The sequence below is a fragment of the Amycolatopsis camponoti genome, from assembly GCF_902497555.1.
GTDB lineage: Bacteria > Actinomycetota > Actinomycetes > Mycobacteriales > Pseudonocardiaceae > Amycolatopsis > Amycolatopsis camponoti.
Genome location: NZ_CABVGP010000003.1, coordinates 661,670 through 682,689, shown reverse-complemented (window position 1 = coordinate 682,689; position 21,020 = coordinate 661,670). Strand labels below are relative to the sequence as shown.

Annotated in this window: 23 protein-coding genes; 9 read left to right on the top strand and 14 right to left on the bottom strand. The window is 70.1% G+C overall.

Annotated elements, in window-relative coordinates; translation table 11 throughout:
- Nucleotides 1-2: 2 nt before the first annotated feature.
- The 5 genes from AA23TX_RS39660 (at nucleotide 3) to AA23TX_RS39640 (ending at nucleotide 3,917) form a co-directional block, all read left to right on the top strand.
- Nucleotides 3-836, top strand: a complete 834-nt coding sequence (locus AA23TX_RS39660) for a PfkB family carbohydrate kinase (protein ID WP_155549373.1) — start codon at nucleotides 3-5, stop codon at nucleotides 834-836.
- The gene (locus AA23TX_RS39655; protein ID WP_155548095.1) at nucleotides 833-1,468 is read left to right on the top strand and encodes a nucleoside/nucleotide kinase family protein; all 636 of its coding nucleotides are present in this window, start codon (nucleotides 833-835) and stop codon (nucleotides 1,466-1,468) included. Before AA23TX_RS39660 ends, AA23TX_RS39655 begins: the two co-directional genes overlap by 4 nt.
- On the top strand, nucleotides 1,465-2,205 hold the full coding sequence (locus tag AA23TX_RS39650; protein ID WP_155548094.1) for an SDR family oxidoreductase: 741 nt from the start codon (nucleotides 1,465-1,467) through the stop codon (nucleotides 2,203-2,205). The genes AA23TX_RS39655 and AA23TX_RS39650 overlap by 4 nt, the downstream gene beginning before the upstream one ends.
- 72 nt (nucleotides 2,206-2,277) lie before the next feature.
- Nucleotides 2,278-3,321 (top strand): isopenicillin N synthase family dioxygenase, encoded by a 1,044-nt coding sequence (locus AA23TX_RS39645; RefSeq protein ID WP_196425794.1) that lies wholly within the window; start codon nucleotides 2,278-2,280, stop codon nucleotides 3,319-3,321.
- Between the two features lie 182 nt (nucleotides 3,322-3,503).
- A complete protein-coding gene (locus AA23TX_RS39640) occupies nucleotides 3,504-3,917 on the top strand; it encodes a VOC family protein (protein ID WP_155548093.1) in 414 nt (137 codons plus the stop codon).
- A gap of 3 nt (nucleotides 3,918-3,920) precedes the next feature.
- Here AA23TX_RS39640 and AA23TX_RS39635 read toward each other — a convergent pair whose 3' ends face one another.
- The 4 genes from AA23TX_RS39635 to AA23TX_RS39620 all read right to left on the bottom strand — a co-directional run bounded on the left by AA23TX_RS39635 (nucleotide 3,921) and on the right by AA23TX_RS39620 (nucleotide 8,672).
- Nucleotides 3,921-4,589, bottom strand: coding sequence for a DedA family protein (locus tag AA23TX_RS39635; RefSeq protein ID WP_155548092.1), 669 nt, complete (start codon nucleotides 4,587-4,589; stop codon nucleotides 3,921-3,923).
- A 131-nt stretch (nucleotides 4,590-4,720) separates the two neighbouring features.
- Nucleotides 4,721-5,542 (bottom strand): YceI family protein, encoded by an 822-nt coding sequence (locus AA23TX_RS39630; protein ID WP_155548091.1) that lies wholly within the window; start codon nucleotides 5,540-5,542, stop codon nucleotides 4,721-4,723.
- Nucleotides 5,539-8,145 (bottom strand): MFS transporter, encoded by a 2,607-nt coding sequence (locus AA23TX_RS39625; protein ID WP_155548090.1) that lies wholly within the window; start codon nucleotides 8,143-8,145, stop codon nucleotides 5,539-5,541. Before AA23TX_RS39625 ends, AA23TX_RS39630 begins: the two co-directional genes overlap by 4 nt.
- Nucleotides 8,142-8,672: a MarR family winged helix-turn-helix transcriptional regulator gene (locus AA23TX_RS39620; protein ID WP_155548089.1), complete on the bottom strand. Its 531-nt coding sequence runs from the start codon at nucleotides 8,670-8,672 to the stop codon at nucleotides 8,142-8,144. The genes AA23TX_RS39625 and AA23TX_RS39620 overlap by 4 nt, the downstream gene beginning before the upstream one ends.
- Nucleotides 8,673-8,857: 185 nt before the next feature.
- Here AA23TX_RS39620 and AA23TX_RS39615 point away from each other — a divergent pair, with 185 nt between their 5' ends.
- Together AA23TX_RS39615 and AA23TX_RS39610 are read left to right on the top strand one after the other, a co-directional pair.
- Nucleotides 8,858-9,283, top strand: a complete 426-nt coding sequence (locus AA23TX_RS39615) for a PPOX class F420-dependent oxidoreductase (protein ID WP_155548088.1) — start codon at nucleotides 8,858-8,860, stop codon at nucleotides 9,281-9,283.
- 58 nt (nucleotides 9,284-9,341) lie between these two features.
- Nucleotides 9,342-10,733 (top strand): FAD-binding oxidoreductase, encoded by a 1,392-nt coding sequence (locus AA23TX_RS39610; protein WP_155548087.1) that lies wholly within the window; start codon nucleotides 9,342-9,344, stop codon nucleotides 10,731-10,733.
- A gap of 124 nt (nucleotides 10,734-10,857) precedes the next feature.
- Here the strand turns inward: AA23TX_RS39610 and AA23TX_RS39605 are convergent, their stop codons facing one another.
- The 4 genes from AA23TX_RS39605 to AA23TX_RS39590 all read right to left on the bottom strand — a co-directional run bounded on the left by AA23TX_RS39605 (nucleotide 10,858) and on the right by AA23TX_RS39590 (nucleotide 13,812).
- On the bottom strand, nucleotides 10,858-11,562 hold the full coding sequence (locus AA23TX_RS39605) for a DedA family protein (protein ID WP_155548086.1): 705 nt from the start codon (nucleotides 11,560-11,562) through the stop codon (nucleotides 10,858-10,860).
- 45 nt (nucleotides 11,563-11,607) lie between these two features.
- The gene (locus AA23TX_RS39600; protein ID WP_155548085.1) at nucleotides 11,608-11,970 is read right to left on the bottom strand and encodes a hypothetical protein; all 363 of its coding nucleotides are present in this window, start codon (nucleotides 11,968-11,970) and stop codon (nucleotides 11,608-11,610) included.
- Nucleotides 11,971-11,996: 26 nt separating this feature from the next.
- Nucleotides 11,997-13,148, bottom strand: coding sequence for an N-acetylglucosamine-6-phosphate deacetylase (gene nagA, locus AA23TX_RS39595; protein WP_155549371.1), 1,152 nt, complete (start codon nucleotides 13,146-13,148; stop codon nucleotides 11,997-11,999).
- A 91-nt stretch (nucleotides 13,149-13,239) separates the two neighbouring features.
- Complete coding sequence (locus AA23TX_RS39590; protein ID WP_196425916.1) at nucleotides 13,240-13,812, bottom strand: RNA polymerase sigma factor; 573 nt, start codon at nucleotides 13,810-13,812, stop codon at nucleotides 13,240-13,242.
- A 201-nt stretch (nucleotides 13,813-14,013) separates the two neighbouring features.
- Here AA23TX_RS39590 and AA23TX_RS39585 point away from each other — a divergent pair, with 201 nt between their 5' ends.
- Nucleotides 14,014-14,298: a YciI family protein gene (locus AA23TX_RS39585; RefSeq protein WP_155548083.1), complete on the top strand. Its 285-nt coding sequence runs from the start codon at nucleotides 14,014-14,016 to the stop codon at nucleotides 14,296-14,298.
- On the opposite strand, the gene AA23TX_RS39575 is transcribed toward AA23TX_RS39585, so the two are convergent.
- The 6 genes from AA23TX_RS39575 to AA23TX_RS39550 form a co-directional block, all read right to left on the bottom strand.
- Nucleotides 14,293-15,228 carry a PDR/VanB family oxidoreductase gene (locus AA23TX_RS39575; protein WP_439328812.1) on the bottom strand — a complete coding sequence of 312 codons (936 nt, stop codon included), beginning with the start codon at nucleotides 15,226-15,228 and terminating at the stop codon, nucleotides 14,293-14,295. The genes AA23TX_RS39585 and AA23TX_RS39575 overlap by 6 nt on opposite strands.
- A 50-nt stretch (nucleotides 15,229-15,278) precedes the next feature.
- Complete coding sequence (locus AA23TX_RS39570) at nucleotides 15,279-16,130, bottom strand: metal-dependent hydrolase (RefSeq protein ID WP_155548081.1); 852 nt, start codon at nucleotides 16,128-16,130, stop codon at nucleotides 15,279-15,281.
- Complete coding sequence (locus AA23TX_RS39565; RefSeq protein WP_155548080.1) at nucleotides 16,127-17,599, bottom strand: flavin-containing monooxygenase; 1,473 nt, start codon at nucleotides 17,597-17,599, stop codon at nucleotides 16,127-16,129. The genes AA23TX_RS39570 and AA23TX_RS39565 overlap by 4 nt, the downstream gene beginning before the upstream one ends.
- Nucleotides 17,600-17,680: 81 nt before the next feature.
- On the bottom strand, nucleotides 17,681-18,154 hold the full coding sequence (locus tag AA23TX_RS39560; RefSeq protein WP_155548079.1) for a pyridoxamine 5'-phosphate oxidase family protein: 474 nt from the start codon (nucleotides 18,152-18,154) through the stop codon (nucleotides 17,681-17,683).
- A gap of 11 nt (nucleotides 18,155-18,165) precedes the next feature.
- A complete protein-coding gene (locus tag AA23TX_RS39555) occupies nucleotides 18,166-19,080 on the bottom strand; it encodes an SDR family oxidoreductase (RefSeq protein WP_155549370.1) in 915 nt (304 codons plus the stop codon).
- Between the two features lie 82 nt (nucleotides 19,081-19,162).
- Nucleotides 19,163-20,071: an aldo/keto reductase gene (locus AA23TX_RS39550; RefSeq protein ID WP_155548078.1), complete on the bottom strand. Its 909-nt coding sequence runs from the start codon at nucleotides 20,069-20,071 to the stop codon at nucleotides 19,163-19,165.
- Nucleotides 20,072-20,134: 63 nt separating this feature from the next.
- On the opposite strand from AA23TX_RS39550, the gene AA23TX_RS39545 reads away from it, so the two are divergent.
- Nucleotides 20,135-20,956 (top strand): LLM class F420-dependent oxidoreductase, encoded by an 822-nt coding sequence (locus AA23TX_RS39545; RefSeq protein WP_155548077.1) that lies wholly within the window; start codon nucleotides 20,135-20,137, stop codon nucleotides 20,954-20,956.
- The last annotated feature ends 64 nt before the right edge of the window (nucleotides 20,957-21,020 follow it).

Here is a 21,020-nt window from a genome sequence, read left to right as displayed (position 1 = left end):
GAGTGCTGCTGGCGGGGCTGTGCACCGTGGACGTCGTCCAGCGGGTCGACGAGCTTCCGGCGCCGGGCGAGAAGGTGCAGTCACTGCGGGTGGACGTCGCGGCCGGGGGGCCCGCGACGAACGCCGCGGTGACGGCCGCCGCGCTCGGGGCCGAGGCGACCTTGCTGACGGTCCTCGGTGCACACCCGCTGGCGGCGCTCGCCCGCGCCGACCTCGAAGCTTGTGGCGTGCGGGTCGTCGACCTCGATCCCACGCGGTCCGATCCGCCGCCGGTCAGCGCCGTCGCCGTCCGCGAACGCGACGGCGAACGCACGGTCGTCTCGCGCAACGCGGCGGGCTCCGAAGTCACCTGGAGCGGCACGCTCGACGCGGACGTGGTGCTCGTCGACGGCCACCACCCGAACCTCGCGCTGGCCGTCGCGAAGGCCGCCAACGCCGACGGCGTGCCGGTCGTGCTCGACGCCGGGAGCTGGAAACCCGTGCTCGACGAACTCCTCCCGCTGGTCGGCATCGCCGCGTGTTCCGCGCACTTCCGCGCCCCGGAACCCGGTCTCCACCAGCGCGGCGTCCCGACCGTCATCACGACCGCGGGGCCCCGCCCGGTGCGGTGGTCCACTGCGGACGGCGGCTCGGGTGAGGTGCCTGTCGCGAGCGTCGAAGCGCGAGACACACTAGGTGCGGGCGACGTCTGGCACGGCGCGCTCGCCGTGGCCGTGACGCGCGAACCGACGGTGACGGACCGGATTCGCTTCGCCAACGAGGTGGCCGCCGAACGGGTGCGGCAGGTGGGACCGCGGTCGTGGACGACCGCGATCGCAGGAAGGAACAGGACATGACGGCGTTCGACGACCTGCTGGCCCGGGCCGAGGGCCTGACCGTGCGCGGGCAGCGCAACGTGCTGGGCATCATCGGCGCGCCCGCGTCGGGCAAGACCACGCTGGCCTGGGCGCTGGCCAACGCGCTCGGCTCGCGCGCCGCGGTGGTCGGCATGGACGGCTTCCACCTCGCGCAGGTCGAGCTGCGCCGGCTGGAGCGCACCGAGCGCAAGGGCGCCCCGGACACGTTCGACGCGGCCGGCTACTACCACATGATCAAGCGGCTCGCCGAAGGCCGCGAGACGGTCTACGCGCCGGAGTTCCGCCGCGAGATCGAGGAGCCGATCGCCGGCGCGGTGGCCGTGCCGCCGGAGGTCCAGCTGGTGATCACCGAGGGCAACTACCTGCTGCTGCCGGACGACCCGTGGAGCGCCATCCGGCCGCTGCTCACCGAGGCGTGGTTCCTCGCGCCGGACGAGCCCGAGCGGATCGAACGGCTGGTGTCGCGCCACCGCCGCTACGGCCGTTCGCTGGTCGAGGCCCGCCGCCGCGCGCTCGGCTCGGACCAGCGCAACGCCGACCTCATCTCCCAGACGCGCGACCGCGCGGACCTGGTGCTGGAGAACCTGCCGCTGGCGAACTTCGCGATTTGACTCTCATCGTCACGGGTGGCAGCCGGGGGATCGGCGCGGCCATCTGCACGCTGGCGGCCTCGCGCGGCTACGACGTCGTGGTCAACTACTCCGGCGATTCCGCGCCCGCTCTCGCGGTGGCCGACGAGGTGCGTTCGCACGGCCGTCAGGCGCTGGCGGTCCGCGCGGACGTCTCGGTGGAGGACGACGTCCGCGCGCTGTTCGACGCGGCCGCCGAGCTGGGCCCGGTGAACGCGCTGGTCAACAACGCCGCGATCGTCGGCAACACGCCCGGGCGGCTCGACTCCTACGACGTCGGGGTCGTCCGGCGGACCCTCGACGTCAACGTCACCGGCGTGTTCCTGTGCTGCCGTGAGGCGGTCCGCCGGATGTCGACGCGGTACGGCGGCGACGGCGGCGCGATCGTCACCATCTCCTCGACGGCCGCGCGGACCGGGTCGGCCGGGGAGTGGGTGCACTACGCGGCGTCGAAGGCCGCCGTCGACACGTTGACGTTCGGGCTCGCCCAGGAGGTCGCGGGCGAGGGCATCCGGGTCAACGCCGTCGCGCCCGGGATGATCCACACTGGCCTGCACGAGGCGGCCGGCCTGCCGGACCGGATGGCGAAGTACGCGCCGCAGATCCCGATGGGGCGCGCCGGGGAGCCGGCCGAAATCGCCGAAGCGGTGCTGTTCCTGCTGTCGCCGGCGTCGTCGTTCACCACGGGAGCGGTGCTCGACGTCGGTGGCGGCCGTTGATCCCTGTGAACCGGTAATTCCTGCTATTCGTGTGGTGGACGTTCCCGAAACCGCGCGAAAGGTGAACAGGAAATGACCGCGTTGCGTACGTTCGAGCTCCCTGATTCGGTGAGCGGGACGACTGTTGATCGAATACTGGGCCGTCAGCTGGTCCGCACCTGGGAGACCGACGGGATCTTCCAGGTCGCCGCCACGGGGGAGCAGGACCGGACCACCGGGGAAGCGCTTGCTGCCAGCCGGCGGTTCTTCGCCAGATCGTTGCCCGAGAAGGCGAAGTTCGTCAGCGATCTGACCTACAGCGGCTACATCGCGTCCGGGGAAGAGGTGACCGCGGGCGAGGCCGACTACTCCGAGATCTTCACGGTGTGCCCCGATGTCCCGCTCGCCGACACCCGGGTGGCCGAAGGCTGGCCGTGCCACGGGCCGGTGCCCTGGCCGGACGAGGATTACCGGGCGGCGATGAAAAACTATCTCCACGAGGTCGGGGAAATCGGTGAAAAACTGCTGAAACTCGTCGCGCTCGGACTGGGGGCGGACCTCGATCAATTGACCCGGCTCACTCGAAACGGGTGGCACCACATGCGCGTGCTGCGGTTTCCGGCCCGCTCCGCGACGACCGAACGCGGAATCGGCGCGCACACCGACTACGGCCTGCTCGTGATCGCCGCCCAGGACGACGTCGGGGGTCTCTTCATCCGGCCGCCGGTGCCCGGTGAACCGCGCAACCGGAACTGGCTGCCGGAGGAGAGCACGGCCGGGATGTACCAGGACGAGGAGCCGTGGCACTTCGTCGAGCCCGAGCCGCGCGTGTTCACCGTCTTCCCCGGCGACATCCTCCAGTTCCTCACCGGTGGCCGGCTGCTGTCGACGCCGCACAAGGTCCGGCTCGCGACGCGCGAGCGGTACACGCTGGCGTACTTCCACGAGCCGTCGTTCGGTGCGACTGTCCGCCCCCTGAGCAGCGAAGACGGCGACGACGAGTACATCCACTACGGCACCCACTTCACGAACATGTTCACCCGCTGCTACCCCGACCGGGTGACCACGCAGCGGATCCACCAGGAAGAGCGCTTGGTCACGCTCGACCGTCTCCGGGCGCGGAGCCTGAGCGGCTGACCCGTCACCGCCGGTCACCATCCGTAAGACGGGTGTGACCGGCGGTAGGTTCCGTCCGCCTGCTGAGACGTCCGGAGACGGCGAGATCACGATCGGACGGGGAACTTGGTTACCCCGGTTTCGGCCGGCGAACGCTGTGCAACTCTGGGGAGCCGCCACGCGAAAGGACGGCTTCCAAAGCCATGGCAAAACTCATGTCCGTGCACCATCTGGCGCTCACCGTGACCGATGTGGACCGCAGCGTGCCCTGGTACGTCCGCGTTCTCGATCTCGAGGAGGTCATCCGGCGCGAAGAGCCGGACACGGGACTGCGCAAGGTTGTGCTCCGGTCCGCCGGGGACGAATTCTCCGTGGTGCTGGTCCAGCACGCGGACACCGGAAGACGCGGGTTCGACGAACGCAGAACCGGACTCGACCACGTCGCTTTCCGGGTCCAGACGACCACCGAGCTGGCCGAGTGGGAGTGCCGGCTCGCCGAGTTCGGGGTGTCGTACCTGCCCGCCGCGCCTTCGCGGACGTTCGAAGGATCGCAGGTCGTCGTGTTCCGCGATCCGGACGGCATCCAGCTGGAGATCTGGGCGGACCCGGAGCTCTGAGGCTCAGGCCCGCGCGTCGTCCCGCTCTTCGACCGGGCGGCGCATCTCCTGGCGGTAGCGCAGCACGCCGTACCCCGTCCCGACCACGAAGAACGCGATGCTGATCCACAGCGCCGCCGTCTTCAGCCACGGCAGCGTGTCCAGCAGGCCGGCGCCGTAGTAGCCGAGCAGGACCAGCGTCGGCACCCAGAGCAGGCCGCCCAGAGCCGTCGCCGCCATGAACCGGCGCGGGTCCATCCGCGCCGCGCCCGCGATCAGCGGGGCCAGCGTGCGGATCCACGGGATCCAGCGGGCCGCCACGATCGCGAAGAAGCCCCTGCGGTCCAGGAAACGCTGCGCGCGGTCGAGGGCCTGCCGGTTCAGCACCTTGCCGTCGCGGCGCGCGATGAGCTTGGTGCCGCTCGTGCGCCCGATGTAGTACCCGATCTGGTTGCCGAGCACGGCGACGATCAGCGCGGCCCCCGAGAGGAACCACGCGTTCGCGTCCGAACCGTGCTGGGCGAGCACCACGCCGGCGCCGAACAGCAGCGAGTCGCCGGGTAGGAACAGCCCGATGATCAGCGCGCATTCGACCAGCACGAAGCTCAGCACGATCACCCAGACGAGCAGCGGACCGGCGGTGTCCAGCCAGCTCACGCCGACGCCCGCGGCCTCGAAGCTCACGACGTTCACACAAGGAGCCTACGTGGCCGAAGTGAACGGCCCACGGCGAACGGTCGAATCGAGCGCTGCGGGATATTCAGGATCTACGAACGGTGAAGGCCCCCTCACCAGCGGTGAGAGGGCCTTCGTGGAGCAAGAGCTCAGAACTGCGGCAGCGACTCGCCCTGGACCGCTTCGACGTCCAGCTCGATCTTCACCACCGTGCCGACCGCCGCCACGCCGGCCCGGACCATCGCGCTGTAGTTGATCGCGAAGTCGTTCCGGTGCAGCGTCGTCTCGGCGTGGAACGCCACGCGCACGCCGCCCCACGGGTCCGGGCCCCAGCCGCCGTAGGTCAGCTCCAGCTCGATCTCGCGGCGCTCGCCGTGCAGCGTGAGGTCGCCGGCCAGCGTCCACGAGTCCACGCCGCGCTGGCGCAGCCCGGTGCTCGTGAACGTGATCACCGGGTGGACGTCGACGTCGAGGAAGTCCGGCGAGCGCAGGTGGTCGTCGCGCATCCGGATGTTCGTGTCGATGCTCGCCGCCTTGATCTCGGCGTGCACCGACGACCGCTCGGCCGGGCGGCCGATCTCGATCCGGCCGGACACGTCCGGGAACCGCGCCTTGATGCTCGCGATGCCCAGGTGCCGGGCGGTCGCGACCACCGACGAGTGCATCGGGTCGATCGTCCACGGCCCGGCGGGCGGCAGGTCGATCGCCTCGGCGACCGGGGCCAGCACGACGTCGCCGAGCGAGGCCGAGCCGTCCGAGGCGACCTGGGTCATCCGGGCGATCGGGGTGTACCCGGCCGCCGTGACGACCGCGGTGTAGGTGCCCGGCGCGAGAGCGTCGGTCACCACTTCGCCGCGGACGTCCGCCGCCTGCCGGGCGACCTGCCGCCCGGCCGGGTCCGTGACGGTGAGCACCGCGTGCTCCACCGCCCAGCCCTCGGCCGTGCGGAAGGTCGCGCGCAGGCCGGTCATGACCGGTCGACCAGCTCGTCGAGGGCCTGGTCGTAGCTCAGCCGGACGTCGTGGCCCGCCTCGCCGCCGGTCAGCTCCACCTGGCTGGTCGCCGGCGGGTAGCCGCTCGCGACCACGGTGTACGCGCCCGCGGGCAGGTCGCTCACCAGGTAGCGGCCCTCGCCGTCGGTCCGGGCCACGGCCGCGACGTTGCCTTCGGCGTCGAGGACGGTGATCCGCGCGTCCGGGACGACCCGGTCGCCCTCGGTCCGCGCGACCCCGCTGAGCTGCACCGAGCTGGACAGCTCGACGTCGTGACGCAGCACGCCGCTGTCCGGCACGGTCAGCGTCACCGCGACGGGCCGGTGGCCCGCACCGCTGGCGACCAGGGTGTAGGCCCCGGCGCCGACCCCGACGAAGGCGTAGGTGCCGTCCGTCGTCGTGATGAACGCGCCGTTGACCTCGCCGCGGCTGTCGGTCAGCGTCACCGTGACGTTCGGCAGCGGCGAACCGGTCGCGGCGGCCTTCACGGTGCCGGTCAGCTCGCCGGACCCGGTGAGCGTGACGTCGACCGTCGCCGGCCCGTTGCCGATCACGACGCTGGAGGCCTGCGGCTGGTGGCCGTGGGCCGACACGATGAGGACGTACGCGCCCGGGCCCTGGCTGGGGACCGAGTAGCTGCCGTCCGAGGCACCGGTGGCCCGCGCGACCTGGCGGCCGCGCTGGTCGATCAGGGTCAGCGCCGCACCGGACACGTGACTGCCGTCCTGACGGCGGACGTGGCCGACGACCGGCACCCCGCCCGCGCCGACGGGGGCGTCGAGCTCGGACTCGGAGACGGAGTTCGTGATCGGCATCGGCAGCGCGCCCGACACGGCCTGGTAGTCGCCGTGCCCGTTGGTGCTCAAGGCGTGCTTCCCGCCGCCGACCAGTGCCGGCTCGCGGTCGACCGGCTTGACCGGCTCGACGATCTCGGTGGGCTCGTCGGCGAAGTCGTGCTCGTGCTCGTCGAGCAGCGCCTCGCCGCCCTCCATGGTCGCCGCGGCCGGAGCCGCGTTGGTCAGCGGGATCTCCTTCATGAACAGCAGCACCACCGTGGCCAGCAGAGCCACCGCGCCCGCGATGTAGAACACCGTGGTGATCGACTCGGTGAAGCCGACCAGGATCGGCGTCTTGATCGCGTCCGGCAGGGACTGGATCACGCTGGTGTTCTCGGACAGGTTGCCGATGTTCGCGCCGGCGCCGGCCGGCAGCTGACCGCCGAACGCCTTCGTGATGTTGGGCATCAGGGTGTTGAACAGGACCGTCAGGAAGATCGCGACACCCGCGGTACCACCGATCTGGCGGAAGAACGTCGCCGACGCGGTCGAGACGCCCATGTCGCTGCGCGGGCCCGCGTTCTGCACCGCGATGATCAGCGTCTGCATGCACTGGCCCAGGCCGAGACCGATGATGGCGGCCGCGACCAGCGGGTGCCACAGCGGCGAGTCGTAATCGACCTGCGCGAAGAAGAACGCGCCGGCGGCGATCATCAGCGTGCCCACGATCGGGAAGACCTTGTAGCGACCGGTCTTGCCGGTGATCCGCCCGGAGACGATCGAGCTGAGCATGATGCCCGCCATCAGCGGCAGCATCAGCAACCCGGATTCGGTCGGCGTGTAGCCCTGCACGACCTGCATGAACTGCGGGATCATCGTGATCGCGCCGAACATCGCGACACCGACGATGACACCGCCGATGATCGCCACGGTGAACGTCGAGTTCTTGAACAGCCGCAGCGGGATCAGCGCGGCGTCCTTCATCCACCGTTCGATCGCGATGAACGCGATCACGCCGACACCGCCGACGACGTAGCAGAGGATCGACTTCCCGTCGCCCCAGCCCCACTTCTGGCCCTGCTCCGCGACGATCAGGAACGGCACGACCGCGACGACCAGCGCGAGGGCGCCCCACCAGTCGATCTTGTGCTTCTGGGGGACGTGCGGCACGTTCAGCACCCGGGCGACGACGAACAGCGCGAGGATGCCGATCGGGACGTTGATCAGGAAGACCCAGCGCCAGCCGTGGATGTCGTAGCCGAAGATGCTGCCCGCGTGCTCGATGCCGGCGAAGAAGCCGCCCAGCACCGGGCCGAGCACGGTCGACAAGCCGAACACGGCCAGGATGTAACCCTGGTATTTCGCCCGTTCGCGTGGCGGCACGATGTCGCCGAGGATCGTCATGGCCAGCGACATCAGGCCGCCGGCGCCGAGGCCCTGCACCGCGCGGAACGCGGCCAGCTGGTACATCGACTGCGCGAAGGCCGAGGCCAGCGAACCGGCGACGAAGATCGTGATCGCGGCCAGGTAGAACGGCTTGCGGCCGTAGATGTCGGAGAGCTTGCCGTAGATCGGCGTGACGATCGTCGAGGTGATCAGGTACGCCGTGGTCGCCCACGCCTGCAGGTCGAAGCCGTGCAGGTCGTTGGCGATCTTGACGATCGACGTGCCGACGATCGTCTGGTCCAGCGCGGCGAGGAACATGCCGCACATCAGGCCGCTCAGGATCGTGACGATCTGGCGGTGGCTCAGCCGGGGCGGTTGCCCCACCTCGGGCTGAGCGACTGCTTCGGTGGTGGAACTCATGCGTTGGCCCCCTTGGCCGGTGCACCGGCGGACGCGTTCGCGTCGGCCAGTTGTGGAGAGTGGTTCTCGATACCTGTGTTGAGTCGGCCGAACAGCTTGTTCAGGGTCTGGATCTCCCCTTCGGTCCAGTCCCCGAGCACGTCGGCCAGCCATTGGTTGCGCTGCTTGCGGTTCTCTTCGAACACCCGCATGCCCTCGTTCGTCGGGGCGAGCAGGCAGGCCCGGCCGTCTTCGGGATCGGCCTGTCGCTCGACCAGGCCGTGCTGGACGAGCGAGCTCGACTGCCTGCTGATCGTGGAGATCTCGGAGTGGAGCGACTCGGCGAGCCGGCTGGTGCGCTGCGGGCCCTCGTGGATGAGGGTGAAGAGGATCGCGTAGGCCGCCCGCTCGATGCCGTCCGGTCCCTGCTTGGACACCTGGGACTTCGCCTTGTTGATCAGCCGGACCAGGCGGACGAGCTCGTGCCCGAGCTGGTCGGCGAGGTCCAGTTCGGCTTTGGGCCGGGTGGCGGAGCTGTTCGGTGCCATGAGGGATCCTTCAACGGCGTTGGTTGGCGGCTGCAACTAGTTGCCTCAGGCAAGGATGTGCCTTCACTAGCGGTTATGCAAGTGGAGGGCAGTTCGATGTGTCGGAACACACTTTAGTTGTCGTATGCAAGCAGATTTCCCCGGGGCTCCCGGAACAAACCCGGCGACGTCCGGTTGGTACAGCTATGACGGACGACACAGCGTTCAAGGACTTCCTCGCCGCGCACCGCCACGGCGTCCTGGCCACGATCCGCCGCGACGGGCGGCCGCAGCTGTCCACGATCACCCACCACTACGACGCGGAGACGGGCACGATCATCGCGTCCATCACCGAGACGCGGGCGAAGACGAAGAACATGCGCCGCGACCCGCGGGTGACCTACCACGTGGGCAGCGAGGACGGCTGGAGCTACGTCGTCGTGGAGGGGCGTGCTTCGCTCACGGCGCCGGCCGCTTCCCCGGACGACGAGACCGTCGAAGCCCTCGTCGACTACTACCGCCGCGCGGCCGGCGAGCACCCCGACTGGGACGAGTACCGCGACGCGATGGTCAGCGACCAGCGCGTGCTGCTGCGGATTCACGTCGACAAGCTGCTGGGCCTGGTCCGGTAGGGGTGTTTTTGAAATAGAAGTTCCGCAGTGCGGACTAACTGGGCTTACTATCGAAGCCATGAGCGACGAAGCTTTGGTCACCCGGCTCCGCGACCTGCTCGGCAAGAGCGCCGTGCTCACCGACACCGACGTCACCGCGTCGTACGCGCGCGACATGATGCCGCTGGCGCCCTCGGGACAGCCGCTGGCAGTGGTGCTGCCCGCGAACGTCGAGGAGGTGCAGGCCGTCGTCAAGGCGTGCGCCGAGGCCGGGGTGCCGATCGTGCCGCGCGGGGCGGGCAGCGGTCTCTCCGGCGCCGCGAACGCCATCGACGGCTGCGTGGTGCTGACGCTGACCAAGCTCGACGAGATCGTCGAGATCGACCCGGGCAACCGGCTCGCCGTCGTGCAGCCGGGCGTCGTCAACCTGGACTTCCGCAACGCCGTCGAGAAGCACGGGCTCTTCTACCCGCCGGACCCGTCGAGCTACGACTGGTGCACGATCGGCGGCAACCTCTCGACCAACGCCGGCGGCCTCTGCTGCGTGAAGTACGGCGTCACCACGGACTCGGTGCTGGGCCTGGAGGTCGTCCTGGCCGACGGGTCCCTGCTCAAGACCGGGCGGCGCACGGTCAAGGGTGTCGCCGGGTACGACCTGGCCCGGCTGTTCGTGGGCAGCGAGGGCACGCTCGGCGTCATCACGCAGGCGACGGTCCAGCTCAAGCCGCTGCCCCAGGCCCCGGCGACGCTCGTCGCGGGCTTCACGACGACCGAAGCCGCCGGCGAGGCCGTGGCCCGGATCGTGCGCGAAGGGCTCGTGCCGTCGCTGCTGGAGATCATGGACGCGTCGTCGATCAAGGCGTCCGAGACGTACTTGAAGACCGATCTGGGCGCGGGTTCGGACTGCCAGGCGCTGCTGCTGGGCCAGTCGGACGCGGGCGGCGAGGTGGCCCGCCGCGAGCTGGCGGCGATCGAGCAGATCTGCACCGACTGCGGCGCGGACCTGGCGTACACGACCGAGGACCTCGAAGAGGGCCGCATGCTGCTGCAGGCCCGCCGGGTGGTGCTGACGGCGCTGGAGACGTACGGCCAGTGGCTGACCGACGACGTCTGCGTCCCGCGCACGCGCATCGCGGAGCTGATCCGCGGCTGCGAGAAGATCAGTTCCGAGGTGGGGTTGCGCATCGCGGTGGTGGGCCACGCCGGCGACGGCAACATGCACCCGACGATCGTCTACCAGCCCGACGACGAGGACGAGTTCGCCCGCGCCCAGCGCGCGTTCGACGCGATCCTCGAGGTGGGGTTGTCCCTCGGCGGCACGGTGACGGGCGAGCACGGGGTGGGCAAGATCAAGCGCGAGTGGCTGGCGCGCGAGATCGGCCCGGTCGGGCTGCGGGTGCACCGGCAGATCAAGGCGGCGCTGGACCCGGAGAACCTGTTCAACCCGGGCTCGATGTTCTCGATGACCTGAGCCGCGCCTGCGGGGGTCCCCTCCCGGGGGACCCCTGCTTTCACGTTACCGCGGGGGTACGACAGTTTTCGCCCGCACGAAAAGGGCCCCACCGCCGACCGGTGGGACCCTCCGAGTCCGAGCTTCAGTCCTTGATCCGCGGAATCCGCTGCGTGACCTCCGGGTCGGTCTCCGTGGCCACCGCCTTCTTCTCGCGCCGGGCCTTCAGGTACTCCAGCCCGATCGGCACCACCGACACCAGCACGATCAGCACGAAGATCGCGTCGACGTTGTTCGCGATGAACGGCACGCCGCCCAGCAGCGACCCCAGCACCGTGATGCCCGCGGCCCACAGGATGCCGCCGATCACCGTGTACGTGAAGTAGCGCTTCGGGTCCATGCGGCCGATGCCCGCGATCCACGTGATGAACGTCCGGACGAACGGCACGAACCGGGCCAGCACGACCGCCTTGGGCCCGTGCTTCTCCAGGAACTCGTGCGTCTTGTCGACGTACTCCCGCTTGAAGATCTTCGAGTCCGGCCGGTTGAACAGCTTGGGGCCGGCGAAGTAGCCGATGTAGTAGCCGACCACGTTGCCGAGCAGCGCCGCGACCGTCACCAGCACGCAGACCAGCCACAACGGCGCGTCGAGGGTGCCGTTCGCGATGAACAGGCCCGCCGTGAACAGCAGGGAGTCGCCGGGCAGCACCGGGAAGATGCTGCTCTCGATGAAGATGATCAGGCAGAGCACCGCGATGACCGGCGTGGTCAGGCCGCTCAGCAGGTGCTGCGGGTCGAGCCATGACGGCAGCAGGGACATCGTGTTGACCGTGCTCTGGGCGAGAATCACCCCAAAAACGGTACAGGGTCACCCTGAGTCGTTACTGAGACCCGGTCAGACCAGCGTGAGCAGGCCCACGACGGACCCCGCGGCGAGTCCCAGGAGCACCGCGAGCAACAGGATCCAGTACGCGGGCAGCTGCGCGCCCTGCCGCGGCGGCTCCGGCGGACGCGGGGCGTACGCCGTGGGGGCCTCGGCGACGGGGTCGAGTGCCGCGCGCTCGCGCTCCAGGGAGTCCGCGCTTGCCCCCGAGAGCAGGCCGTACGCCGAGGGCAGCTCGTTGATCGCGCTGGTCGGGACGGCGTCCGTGGCCGGCTCGGGGTCGCGAGCCGGTGCCGGTGACGCCGAAGGGGCGAAGACCGCTTGCGCGCGAAGGGCGTCCGCTAGCAGCTGCTCGGGGTCCTTCGGCTCGCTCATCTCCGCCCGTCTCGCTCGCAGTTACCTCAGGTACTCAAGGTAGCCGTACCCACCTCGGCGACCCATTCACCCCGGCGCAGCACCTTCGCGGGCCGCAGGTCCTGATCGAGGACGACGATGTCGGCCACGTACCCGGTGCACAGCATCCCCGTGTGGCCGGCGATGCCGAGCAGCTCGGCGGGCCGTTGCGACGTCGCGTGCACCGCGTCGAGGATGCCGAGTTTCGCACCCCGGACCAGATTGCGGAAGGCGGTGTCCATCGTCAGGGTGCTGCCGGCCAGCGAGCCGTTGTCCGCGAGGGTCGCGACGCCGTCGTGGACGTCGACCTCGAGCCGGCCCAGCGTGTAGCGGCCGTCGGCGGCGTCGGTGGCCGACATCGCGTCGGTGATCAGCACCGTCCGGTCGCGGCCCGCGTGCTTCGCCGCCAGCCGCACGACGGTCGGGTGCAGGTGCACCAGGTCGCAGATGAGCTCGATCGTGATGCGCTCGTCATCGAGCAGTGCCCCGACCGGGCCCGGTTCGCGGTGGTGCAGCGGCCGCATGCCGTTGAACAGGTGGGTCGCGACGCTGGCGCCCGCGTCGATGGCCGGCAGCAGCTGCTCCTCGACGCCGTCGGTGTGCCCGATGGCGGCGATGACGCCCGATTCGGCCAGCTGCCGGACGGCCTTGATCCCGCCGTACAGCTCCGGGGCGATCGTGACCATCCGGATCGCGCCCTGGCCGGCCTTCAGGAGCTTGTCGACCGTGCCGGTGTCCGGCTCGAGCAGTGTCTCCGGGTCGTGGGCCCCGCAGCGGGCCTTGGAGATGAACGGCCCCTCCAGGTGGATGCCCGCGACCTCGCCGTCCTGGACGATCTCACGCAGCGCGGCGACCTGCTCACGCAGGATGTCCACCGGGTCGGACACCAGGCTGGCGAGCATGGTGGTGGTGCCGTGACGGCGGTGCGCTCGCACCGCCGTCAGGAGCTCCTCGGGATCGAGGGAGGTGAACGAAGCACCTCCCCCGCCGTGGCAGTGGGTGTCCACGAACCCGGGCACGACCAGTGCCCCGCCGACGTCGACGTATTCGCCCGACGGCGGGGTCCCGGAACCCACGCCGGCGATCCGCCCGTCGGAGACGGCTACCCAGCCGTCATCGAGTACACGGTCCGGGGCAGCGACCCGTCCGCCCATGATCACGAAATCTCCGGCGCCTCTCACGCACCCCAGCATATATTGGTCTGGACCAAGCATGGTGATACGACTCAGTGATCGGAATGGTCCACCCGGGTCACTGTGGGGCCTGCATGGCCTTCTGGAGTGCCTCGAGCGCCCGGCTGGCGGTCGACTTAACGGTACCCTTGGAGATGCCTGCGGCCTCAGAGATTTCGGCCTCGCTCAGCCCACCGTAGTAACGCAGCACCAGCACTTCGCGCTGGCGGGGCGGCAGCTTGGACAGCGCGCTGACCACCGCCTGGTGCTCGCTGGAGAGCATCGCGAGGCTCTCCGCGGACCGCGCGTTGACCGCGTGCGGCGGCACGTATTCGCGGGCGGTCTTGCGCCGGCGCAGCACGCTGCGCGACCCGTTGACCACCGCGGTGCGCAGGTAGCCGACCGCGGCCGCGGCGTCCCGGAGGCGTCCCCAGTTGCGATGCAGGCCGGTGAAGGCCTCCTGGACCACGTCTTCCGCCGTCGCGGGCTCGTCGACCAGCAGAATCGCCAGCCGGACCAGCCGCATGCGGTGCTGGCGGTAGAGGTCTTCGAGGGTCAGGGGCACCGGCGCCTGTGCCGGGGCCGGACCGTCCATGACCCGCAGGTGGCCGAGGGTCGCCTCGACACTGCGTTCCGCATTGCCCTCGAGCATGAACCCCTGCCTGTCCTCGACCCCGGTTTGCACGGTGTGTCGCGTCAGCAGGTTCACGGTATTCACAGCGCTCACACAGGTACTGACGCACGCCCAGCCTATCGGGTTGGCTTCCCGTCGCCACAGATCGGATGCTGGGACACGGCGATCGCCCGGGTAGCGTCGGTCCCGTCCCGCCCCTGCCCGACCCCGGAGATCCACATGGCCTGGTACCTCGTCGAAATCACCTACGTCCAGGAGAAGATGCCGGACGTCCGGCCCCGGCACCGCGAGTTCCTGCGGAACCTGGCCGCGGACGGGCGTGTCGCGGTCGCCGGGCCGCTCGGCGACGGGTCCGGCGGCATCACGCTGTACCAGGCCGATGACGAAGCGCACCTGAAGGCGACCATCGACCAGGACCCGTACGCCCTGGAGGGCGTCATCGCGGAGCGGACGATCCGCGAGTTCAAGCCGGTCATCGGCGCCTGGGTGCCCGAGGAGTCATAGGTCGAGCACGGCGGTGCCGCGGTCGACGCAGATCCGCACGGATCCGCCGTCGGCCGCCGGCACCGCGCACGTCCCGCAGAACCCCTGGCGGCACGAATACGGCGTGCCCGGCCGTGCCTCGAGGATCACGTCGAGCGCCGACCGGTCGCCCGGGACGTCAAGGACCAGCCCCGACCTGCGCAGGGCCAGCCGGAACGGCTCGCCCGCGACGATCGGCGGCGGTGCGAACCGCTCGAAATGCACCGCACCCCTGGTCAGGGCGAGGTCGACGCGGACGCCGGTGATCATCGGTGCCGGGCCGCAGCAGTACACCGAAGCCCCTTCGGGCAGACCTTCGAGCAATTCCGCGCCCGACGCGGGAATGCCGTACTCGGTGTCCGGACGTATGCGGACGCGGTCGTCGTCCGGCAGCTCGTCCAGGAACGGCATCGATGCGCGGCTGCGACCGGTGTAGACCAGTCGCCAGTCCGCGCCTGATTCGACACAGCGGCCGACCATCGGCAGGATCGGCGTGATCCCGATGCCGCCCGCGATGAAGAGGAACGGCCCCTCGCCGACGAAGGGGAACGCCGTCCGCGGGCCGCGCACGGTGACCCGTGTGCCCGGCGTCAGCGCGTGGACCTCGGTCGACGCGACGCCGAGCTGCCGCACGGCGATCCGGTAATGGTCCTTTTCGGACGGGTTCCCGCACAGCGAGTACTGCCGGACCAGGCCGGAGGGCAGCACGAGGTCGATGTGCGCGCCCGGCCGCCAGCCCGGCAACGCCGACCCGTTCGCGAGGCGCAGGCTGACCACGCCTTCGGCTTCGGGTTCGACGGCTTCGACGACCAGCGGCAGGTTCCGGTCGACGGCGCGGACCGGTGGCCGCCGCTTGCCGCTGAACTGCGACATCCGGCGGTAAACACCCACGACACCGACCAAAGTGGACATCAGCCGGTCGGTCCGGTCGCTCCCGTCCAGCCGGGTGGGCCGGCCGAGGGTCACCCCGCCGCCCGGGCGGCCGGGGAGCCGGCCAGGTACGCCACCGCCTGCTCGGTGTTGCCCGTCTCCGTCGGGTGGTAGGTCTTCCGGAAGTACGGCCGGATCTCGCGCAGCAGTTGACGTCCGCTCGGCAGCAGCCCCCGCTTCGCCGCCCGCCGGTACGCCCGCAGAGAAGCGCGGCCGGGCCGCGTCGGGTCGTTGCGCATCAGGTACCGCGTGCCGCGGGCGAAGACCCACGCCAGCACCGGCGTCACCGCCGCCATGCTGCGCACCCGGCGCGTGTACCGCCCGTCCAGGTGCATGAAGAGGTCGAACGCGACGGACCGGTGCTCGACCTCTTCGGCGCCGTGCCAGCGCAGCAGGTCGAGCATCACCGGGTCGGCGCCGGCGTCCTCGAGGGGCGCGTCGAGCACCCACTGGCCGAGGAACGCCGTGTAGTGCTCGATCGCGGCGACGATCCCGAGCCGTTCGACCAGCCACTCCTCGGCGGCCCGGCCGGTGAGGTCGCGGTCGCCGAGCAGCTTGCGGAACAGCCACTCCATCTGCGCGACGTACGGCCGCACGCGCAGGCCGGCGGCTTCGAGGTGCGCCGCCGCGCCGTCGTGGGCCTCGGCGTGCACGGCTTCCTGGCCGATGAAGCCGAGGACGTCCGCCTTCAGCCGCTCGTCCCGGATCAGCGGCACCGCCTGCTTGAACACCTCGACGAACCAGCGCTCGCCCTCGGGCAGCGCCAGGTGCAGGACGTTCATCGTGTGCGTGACCTGCGGCTCGCCGGGGATCCAGTGCATCGGCAGCGCCGCCCAGTCGAACTCGACGTTCCGCGCGTGCAGGACGAAGTGCTCGTCGGTCATGACGACCGGCCGGACAGCTCGAAGTCGGCCGGGTCCACCTTCCGCGTCTCCAGCCAGTACCGCCAGGTGAAGCCGGGCCAGATCGTCCGGTTCACGCCCTTGGCGTCGAGGTACCAGCTCTTGCAGCCGCCCTGCGTCCAGACGCCCTTGACCAGCTTGGCCTGGATGTCGCGCTGGAACTTCTCCTGCACGCCGGGGCGGACGTCGAGCGCGGCGGCGTCACGGGAGCCGGCGAGCTTGATGGCGTCGACGACGTACCGCGACTGCGACTCGATCATGAACACCACGGAGTTGTGGCCCAGCGCGGTGTTCGGGCCGAGCAGGAAGAAGAGGTTCGGGAAGCCGGAGACGGCGATGCCCTTGTGCGTCCGCATGCCTTCGGTGGCCCACTCCTTGGCGAGGTCGCGGCCGTCGACGCCGGTGATGTCGAGGTACTCCAGCGCGTCGGTCACCTTGAACCCGGTGCCGTAGATGATGGCGTCGACCTCGTGCTCGACCCCGGCGGAGTCGACGATCGAGTGCGCCTTGACCTCCTTGATCCCGGAGGTGTTCACGTCGACGTTCGGCCGGGCCAGCGCCGGGTAGTAGTCGTTGGAGATCAGGACGCGCTTGCAGCCCATCGTGTAGTCGGGCGTGACCTTCTTGCGCAGCGCGGAGTCCTTGATGCCCTTCGCGATGTTGCGCTTGGCGATCAGCTCGCCGGCCTTCATGATCGCCGGGTGGCCGTTGAAGCCGATGGCTCGCGCTTCGAGCAGCCAGTACAGCGCGTTGCGGTAGAGGCGCTGGGTGCCGGGCACGCGCTTGAACAGCGTCTGCGCCCACGACGGCATCGCGTGGTCGGGCTTCGGCATGATCCACGGCGGCGTGCGCTGGAACAGCGTCAGCTCGGCGACTTCGGGCGCGATCTTCGGGACGAACTGGACCGCGCTGGCGCCGGTGCCGACCACGGCGACCTTCTTGCCGCGCAGGTCGTATTCGTGGTTCCACTGCGCGGAGTGCCAGGTCTGGCCCTTGAACTCCGCGATCCCGGGCAGCTCGGGGACCTGCGGGATGTGCAGGCCGCCGACGCCGGAGACGAGGAACTGCGCGACGAACTCGCGGCCGTCCTCGGTCGTCGCCGTCCAGCGGCGCTCCCGCTCGTCCCAGTGCGCGCCGGTGAGCTCGACGCCGAACCGGATCTTCTCGCGCAGCCGGTACTTGTCGGCGACGCCCTTCAGGTAGTCGAAGATCTCCGGCTGCGGCGAGAACGACCGCGACCAGTCCGGGTTCTGCTCGTACGAGAACGAGTACATGTGCGACTGCACGTCGCACGCGCACCCGGGGTAGGAGTTGTCGCGCCAGGTGCCGCCCACCTCGGTGGCCTTCTCCAGGATCACGTAGTCCCGGATGCCGGCCTTTTCGAGCTGGATCGCCTGGCCAAGCCCGGAAAACCCGGTGCCCACGATCACGACCTTGAACCGCTCGGTCATCTGTCGGCCTCCGCTGCGCTGGGGGTCTGCCGCAGATGACGTTACCTCAAGTAACAGTTACTTGGAAGTATTACCTACTGATCAGTATGTCCCGCCGAGCTTGGTGTGGTCCCAGCTGACGATCTTCGTCGGGCGGAAGACCAGGCCCACCCGCTTGGGGGCCTGACCTGCGATGAAGGCGCTCAGTTCGGACGGTACGGGGTCGCCCGGCTTGGCGCCCGCGTACCGCTGCATGAGCGTGATCCCCATCCGGGTGACTTCCGCGGTGTCCTCGATGATCTCGACGTCGGCCTCGAGCGAGATGCCGCGCAGCTTCTCGTAGCTGTCGCCGTCCTCGATGAGCACCGTCGCCTCCGGCAGCCGCCGGACGTTCTTCGCCTTCTGCGAGGTGCCGTACGTCCAGGTCGCGACGCCGTCCTCGTGCGGGAAGTACCAGAGCGGCGCGAGGTGCGGGCGGCCGTTCGGGCCGACGCTGGCGACGTTGATGACCTTCTGCTCGGCGAAGTACGCGCGCACCTCGTCTTCGGTCATCCGGATCTGGTCCCGACGCGACATCCGCGGTCTCCCTACGACTTGGTCGTCGCCGCGCGGCCGCCGTGCCCGGTGACCGCCGACTCGAACGCGCCGCGCGCCTCGATGTCGGCCAGCGCGGCCTTGTCCGCCGAAGGTACCCGGCTGCGGGAGCCGATTTCGATGATCGGCGGGAGGAACGCGCGGAGCAGCTTGAGGCCGCCGACCCAGCGCGGCACGTGGATGGTCCGGGCGCGCTTGAGGATGCCCGCTTCGAGGTCGTCCAGGGCGGTGTCGAGCGGGTAGGTCTTGCCGATCAGGCCCGGCATGGAGGCGCGGAGCTTGCCGAACACCGGGTGCGCGTCGGCGCTCTCGACGAGGTCGGTGCGGATCCACGTCGGGTGCGCGACGCCGACCTTGACGCCCAGGTGGGCGATCTCGGCGCGGAGGCTGTTGGAGAACGCCTCGACGCCGGCTTTCGCGGCGGAGTAGTTCGCCATGCCCGGCGCGTGCGTGATCGCGGCGAGGCTGGAGATGGCCAGCAGGTAGCCCTTGCGCTCGATGACGTGCGGGAGCGTGACGCGGAACGTGCGCCAGACGCCGAGCAGGTCGACCTCGATGACCTTTTCGAACGCGGCCCGGTCGACCGAGCGGACGAAGCCCGCGGTCGCGATGCCGGCGTTGGCGATGACGATGTCGATGCCGCCGAAGTGCTCGACGACGCCGGCCGTCGCGGCTTCCAGCGCGTCCCAGCTGGTGACGTCGGCTTCCCAGGAGTGCGCGTTCGGCCCGATCCGGTCGGCGACCTTCCGCTGCTCCTCGGCCTCGAGCCCGACGAGGGCGACCTTCGCGCCGCGCGCGGCGAGGCGTTCGGCCAGCCCGGCGCCGATGCCGCGGGCGGCGCCGGTGATCAGCACGACCTTGCCGTCGACCTTCTTGGTGCCGCTCAGCAGCGAAAACGGGTTGGCCACGGTGCCCTCCTGGACGTCGCACGTCGCTATCTGGAGGGCACCGTACCTCACCTTACCGCCAGTAAGCTACCCGATAGTAGGTTCAGGCTTCGCTCAATGCGGCGACTTCGGCGTCGGTCAGCTCGAGCGTCACCGACGCGATCAGGTCGGTGAGCTGCTCCGGCGTCCGGGCGCTGGCGATCGGTGCGGCGACCGTCGGCTGCTGCCGCAGCCAGGCCAGCGAGACCGTGGCCACCGAGACGCCGTGGGCGGCCGCCACTTCGTCGAGCTTCGCCAGCACGCGCTCGCCACGTGCGTCCAAATAGGACGATGCGCGCGCGGCGCGCGGGCTGTCGACCGTGTCGTCCTTCGTGCGGTACTTGCCGGTGAGGAAACCCTTGGCGAGGGCGAAGTACGGCAGCGTGGCGAGGCCTTCGCGCTCGACGAGCGGGGCGAGGTCGTGCTCGTAGTCCCGCTCGACGAGGTTGTAGTGCGGCTGCAGCACGGCGTAGCGCGCGAGGCCACCCGAGTCCGAAATGGACAGTGCTTCGGCGAGCCGCTCGGCGCTGTAGTTGGACGCGCCGAGATGGCGCACCTTGCCTGCGCGGACCAGCGCGTCGAACGCGGTGAGGGTCTCCTCGAGCGGGGTGTCCGGGTCGTCCCGGTGCGCGTAGTAGAGGTCGATGTGGTCGGTTTTGAGGCGGCGCAGCGAGTCCTCGGCCGCGGCCTGGATGTTCTTCGCCGAGAGCCCCGGCCGGCCCTCCCACATGCCGACCTTGGTCGCGACGACGACGTCGTCCCGGTTGCCGCGCGCGGCTAGCCAGTTGCCGAGGATCTCTTCGGAGCCGCCGCCCCCGCCGTAGAGGTCGGCGGAGTCCACGAAGTTGCCGCCGGCCGCGGTGTAGGCGTCGAGCACGGCGAAGGACTGCGGCTCGTCCGCCGTCCAGCCGAAGACGTTGCCGCCGAGGTTGAGGCCGTACACGTCGAGGTCGGTGTTGCCCAGCTTGGTCATGCTTCCGACGTTAGTTCGCCGATCCCGGGAGGAAAATCGCCGTCCCACGCGTTGGAGTGTTCCATGGCTATCGAACTGGGCAAGATCGGTATCTGGCGGCACTATGCGCAGGTCGACGCGGGCTTCGCGGCCGAGGCGGAGAAGCTCGGCTACGGCGCGATCTGGCTGGGCGGTTCACCCGGTGGTGACCTCGCCTACGTGGACGACCTGCTGGCGGCGACGGACTCGCTGGTCGTCGCGACCGGCATCGTGAACATCTGGCAGGACGAGCCCGCGGACATCGCGAAGGCGTACGAGCGGATCACCGGGAAGTACCCGGACCGGTTCCTGCTCGGCGTCGGCGCGGGGCACCGCGAGGCGACGAAGGAGTACAAGAAGCCGTACGCGGCGCTGGTCGACTACCTCGACGGTCTCGACGCGGCGGGCGTCCCGGTTTCCGGCCGGGCGCTGGCCGCGCTCGGCCCGAAGGTCGTCAAGCTGTCCGCCGACCGCACCGCCGGCGCGCACCCCTACCTGGTGACGCCGGAGCACACCCGCGACGCCCGGGAGATCCTCGGCGCGGGCAAGCTGCTGGCCCCGGAGCACAAGGTCGTCCTCGAGACCGACGCCGAGAAGGCCCGCGCGATCGGCCGCAAGACCGTGAAGTTCTACCTCGGACTGTCGAACTACACCGCCAACCTGCGGAAGCTCGGTTTCACCGACGAGGACCTCGCGGGCGAGGGCAGTGACCGCCTGGTCGACGCGCTGACCCTGCACGGTGACGCCGAAACGGTGGCGCGCGGCCTGTCGGCCCACTTCGAGGCGGGTGCGGACCACGTGAACGTCCAGGTGCTCAACGAGGACCCGTGGCCGGCCTACCGCGCGCTGGCCGCCGAGCTGCTGTGATCCTCGTCCGGCCGCCGGTTCGCCGGCGGCCGGACGCACTCCTTCTGAACCGATTCCACGTGCG

Bases quoted from the DNA above. Each gene is read 5' to 3' on its own strand.
- AA23TX_RS39600 (WP_155548085.1), bottom strand. From the start codon at position 11,970: ATGAGCGAGCCGAAGGACCCCGAGCAGCTGCTAGCGGACGCCCTTCGC.
- AA23TX_RS39615 (WP_155548088.1), top strand. From the start codon at position 8,858: ATGACGGACGACACAGCGTTCAAGGACTTCCTCGCCGCGCACCGCCAC.
- AA23TX_RS39545 (WP_155548077.1), top strand. From the start codon at position 20,135: ATGGCTATCGAACTGGGCAAGATCGGTATCTGGCGGCACTATGCGCAG.
- AA23TX_RS39610 (WP_155548087.1), top strand. From the start codon at position 9,342: ATGAGCGACGAAGCTTTGGTCACCCGGCTCCGCGACCTGCTCGGCAAG.
- AA23TX_RS39570 (WP_155548081.1), bottom strand. From the start codon at position 16,130: ATGACCGACGAGCACTTCGTCCTGCACGCGCGGAACGTCGAGTTCGAC.
- AA23TX_RS39560 (WP_155548079.1), bottom strand. From the start codon at position 18,154: ATGTCGCGTCGGGACCAGATCCGGATGACCGAAGACGAGGTGCGCGCG.
- AA23TX_RS39630 (WP_155548091.1), bottom strand. From the start codon at position 5,542: ATGACCGGCCTGCGCGCGACCTTCCGCACGGCCGAGGGCTGGGCGGTG.
- AA23TX_RS39640 (WP_155548093.1), top strand. From the start codon at position 3,504: ATGGCAAAACTCATGTCCGTGCACCATCTGGCGCTCACCGTGACCGAT.
- AA23TX_RS39550 (WP_155548078.1), bottom strand. From the start codon at position 20,071: ATGACCAAGCTGGGCAACACCGACCTCGACGTGTACGGCCTCAACCTC.
- AA23TX_RS39565 (WP_155548080.1), bottom strand. From the start codon at position 17,599: ATGACCGAGCGGTTCAAGGTCGTGATCGTGGGCACCGGGTTTTCCGGG.
- AA23TX_RS39645 (WP_196425794.1), top strand. From the start codon at position 2,278: ATGACCGCGTTGCGTACGTTCGAGCTCCCTGATTCGGTGAGCGGGACG.
- AA23TX_RS39625 (WP_155548090.1), bottom strand. From the start codon at position 8,145: ATGAGTTCCACCACCGAAGCAGTCGCTCAGCCCGAGGTGGGGCAACCG.
- AA23TX_RS39620 (WP_155548089.1), bottom strand. From the start codon at position 8,672: ATGGCACCGAACAGCTCCGCCACCCGGCCCAAAGCCGAACTGGACCTC.
- AA23TX_RS39585 (WP_155548083.1), top strand. From the start codon at position 14,014: ATGGCCTGGTACCTCGTCGAAATCACCTACGTCCAGGAGAAGATGCCG.
- AA23TX_RS39655 (WP_155548095.1), top strand. From the start codon at position 833: ATGACGGCGTTCGACGACCTGCTGGCCCGGGCCGAGGGCCTGACCGTG.
- AA23TX_RS39575 (WP_439328812.1), bottom strand. From the start codon at position 15,228: ATGTCCACTTTGGTCGGTGTCGTGGGTGTTTACCGCCGGATGTCGCAG.
- AA23TX_RS39590 (WP_196425916.1), bottom strand. From the start codon at position 13,812: ATGCTCGAGGGCAATGCGGAACGCAGTGTCGAGGCGACCCTCGGCCAC.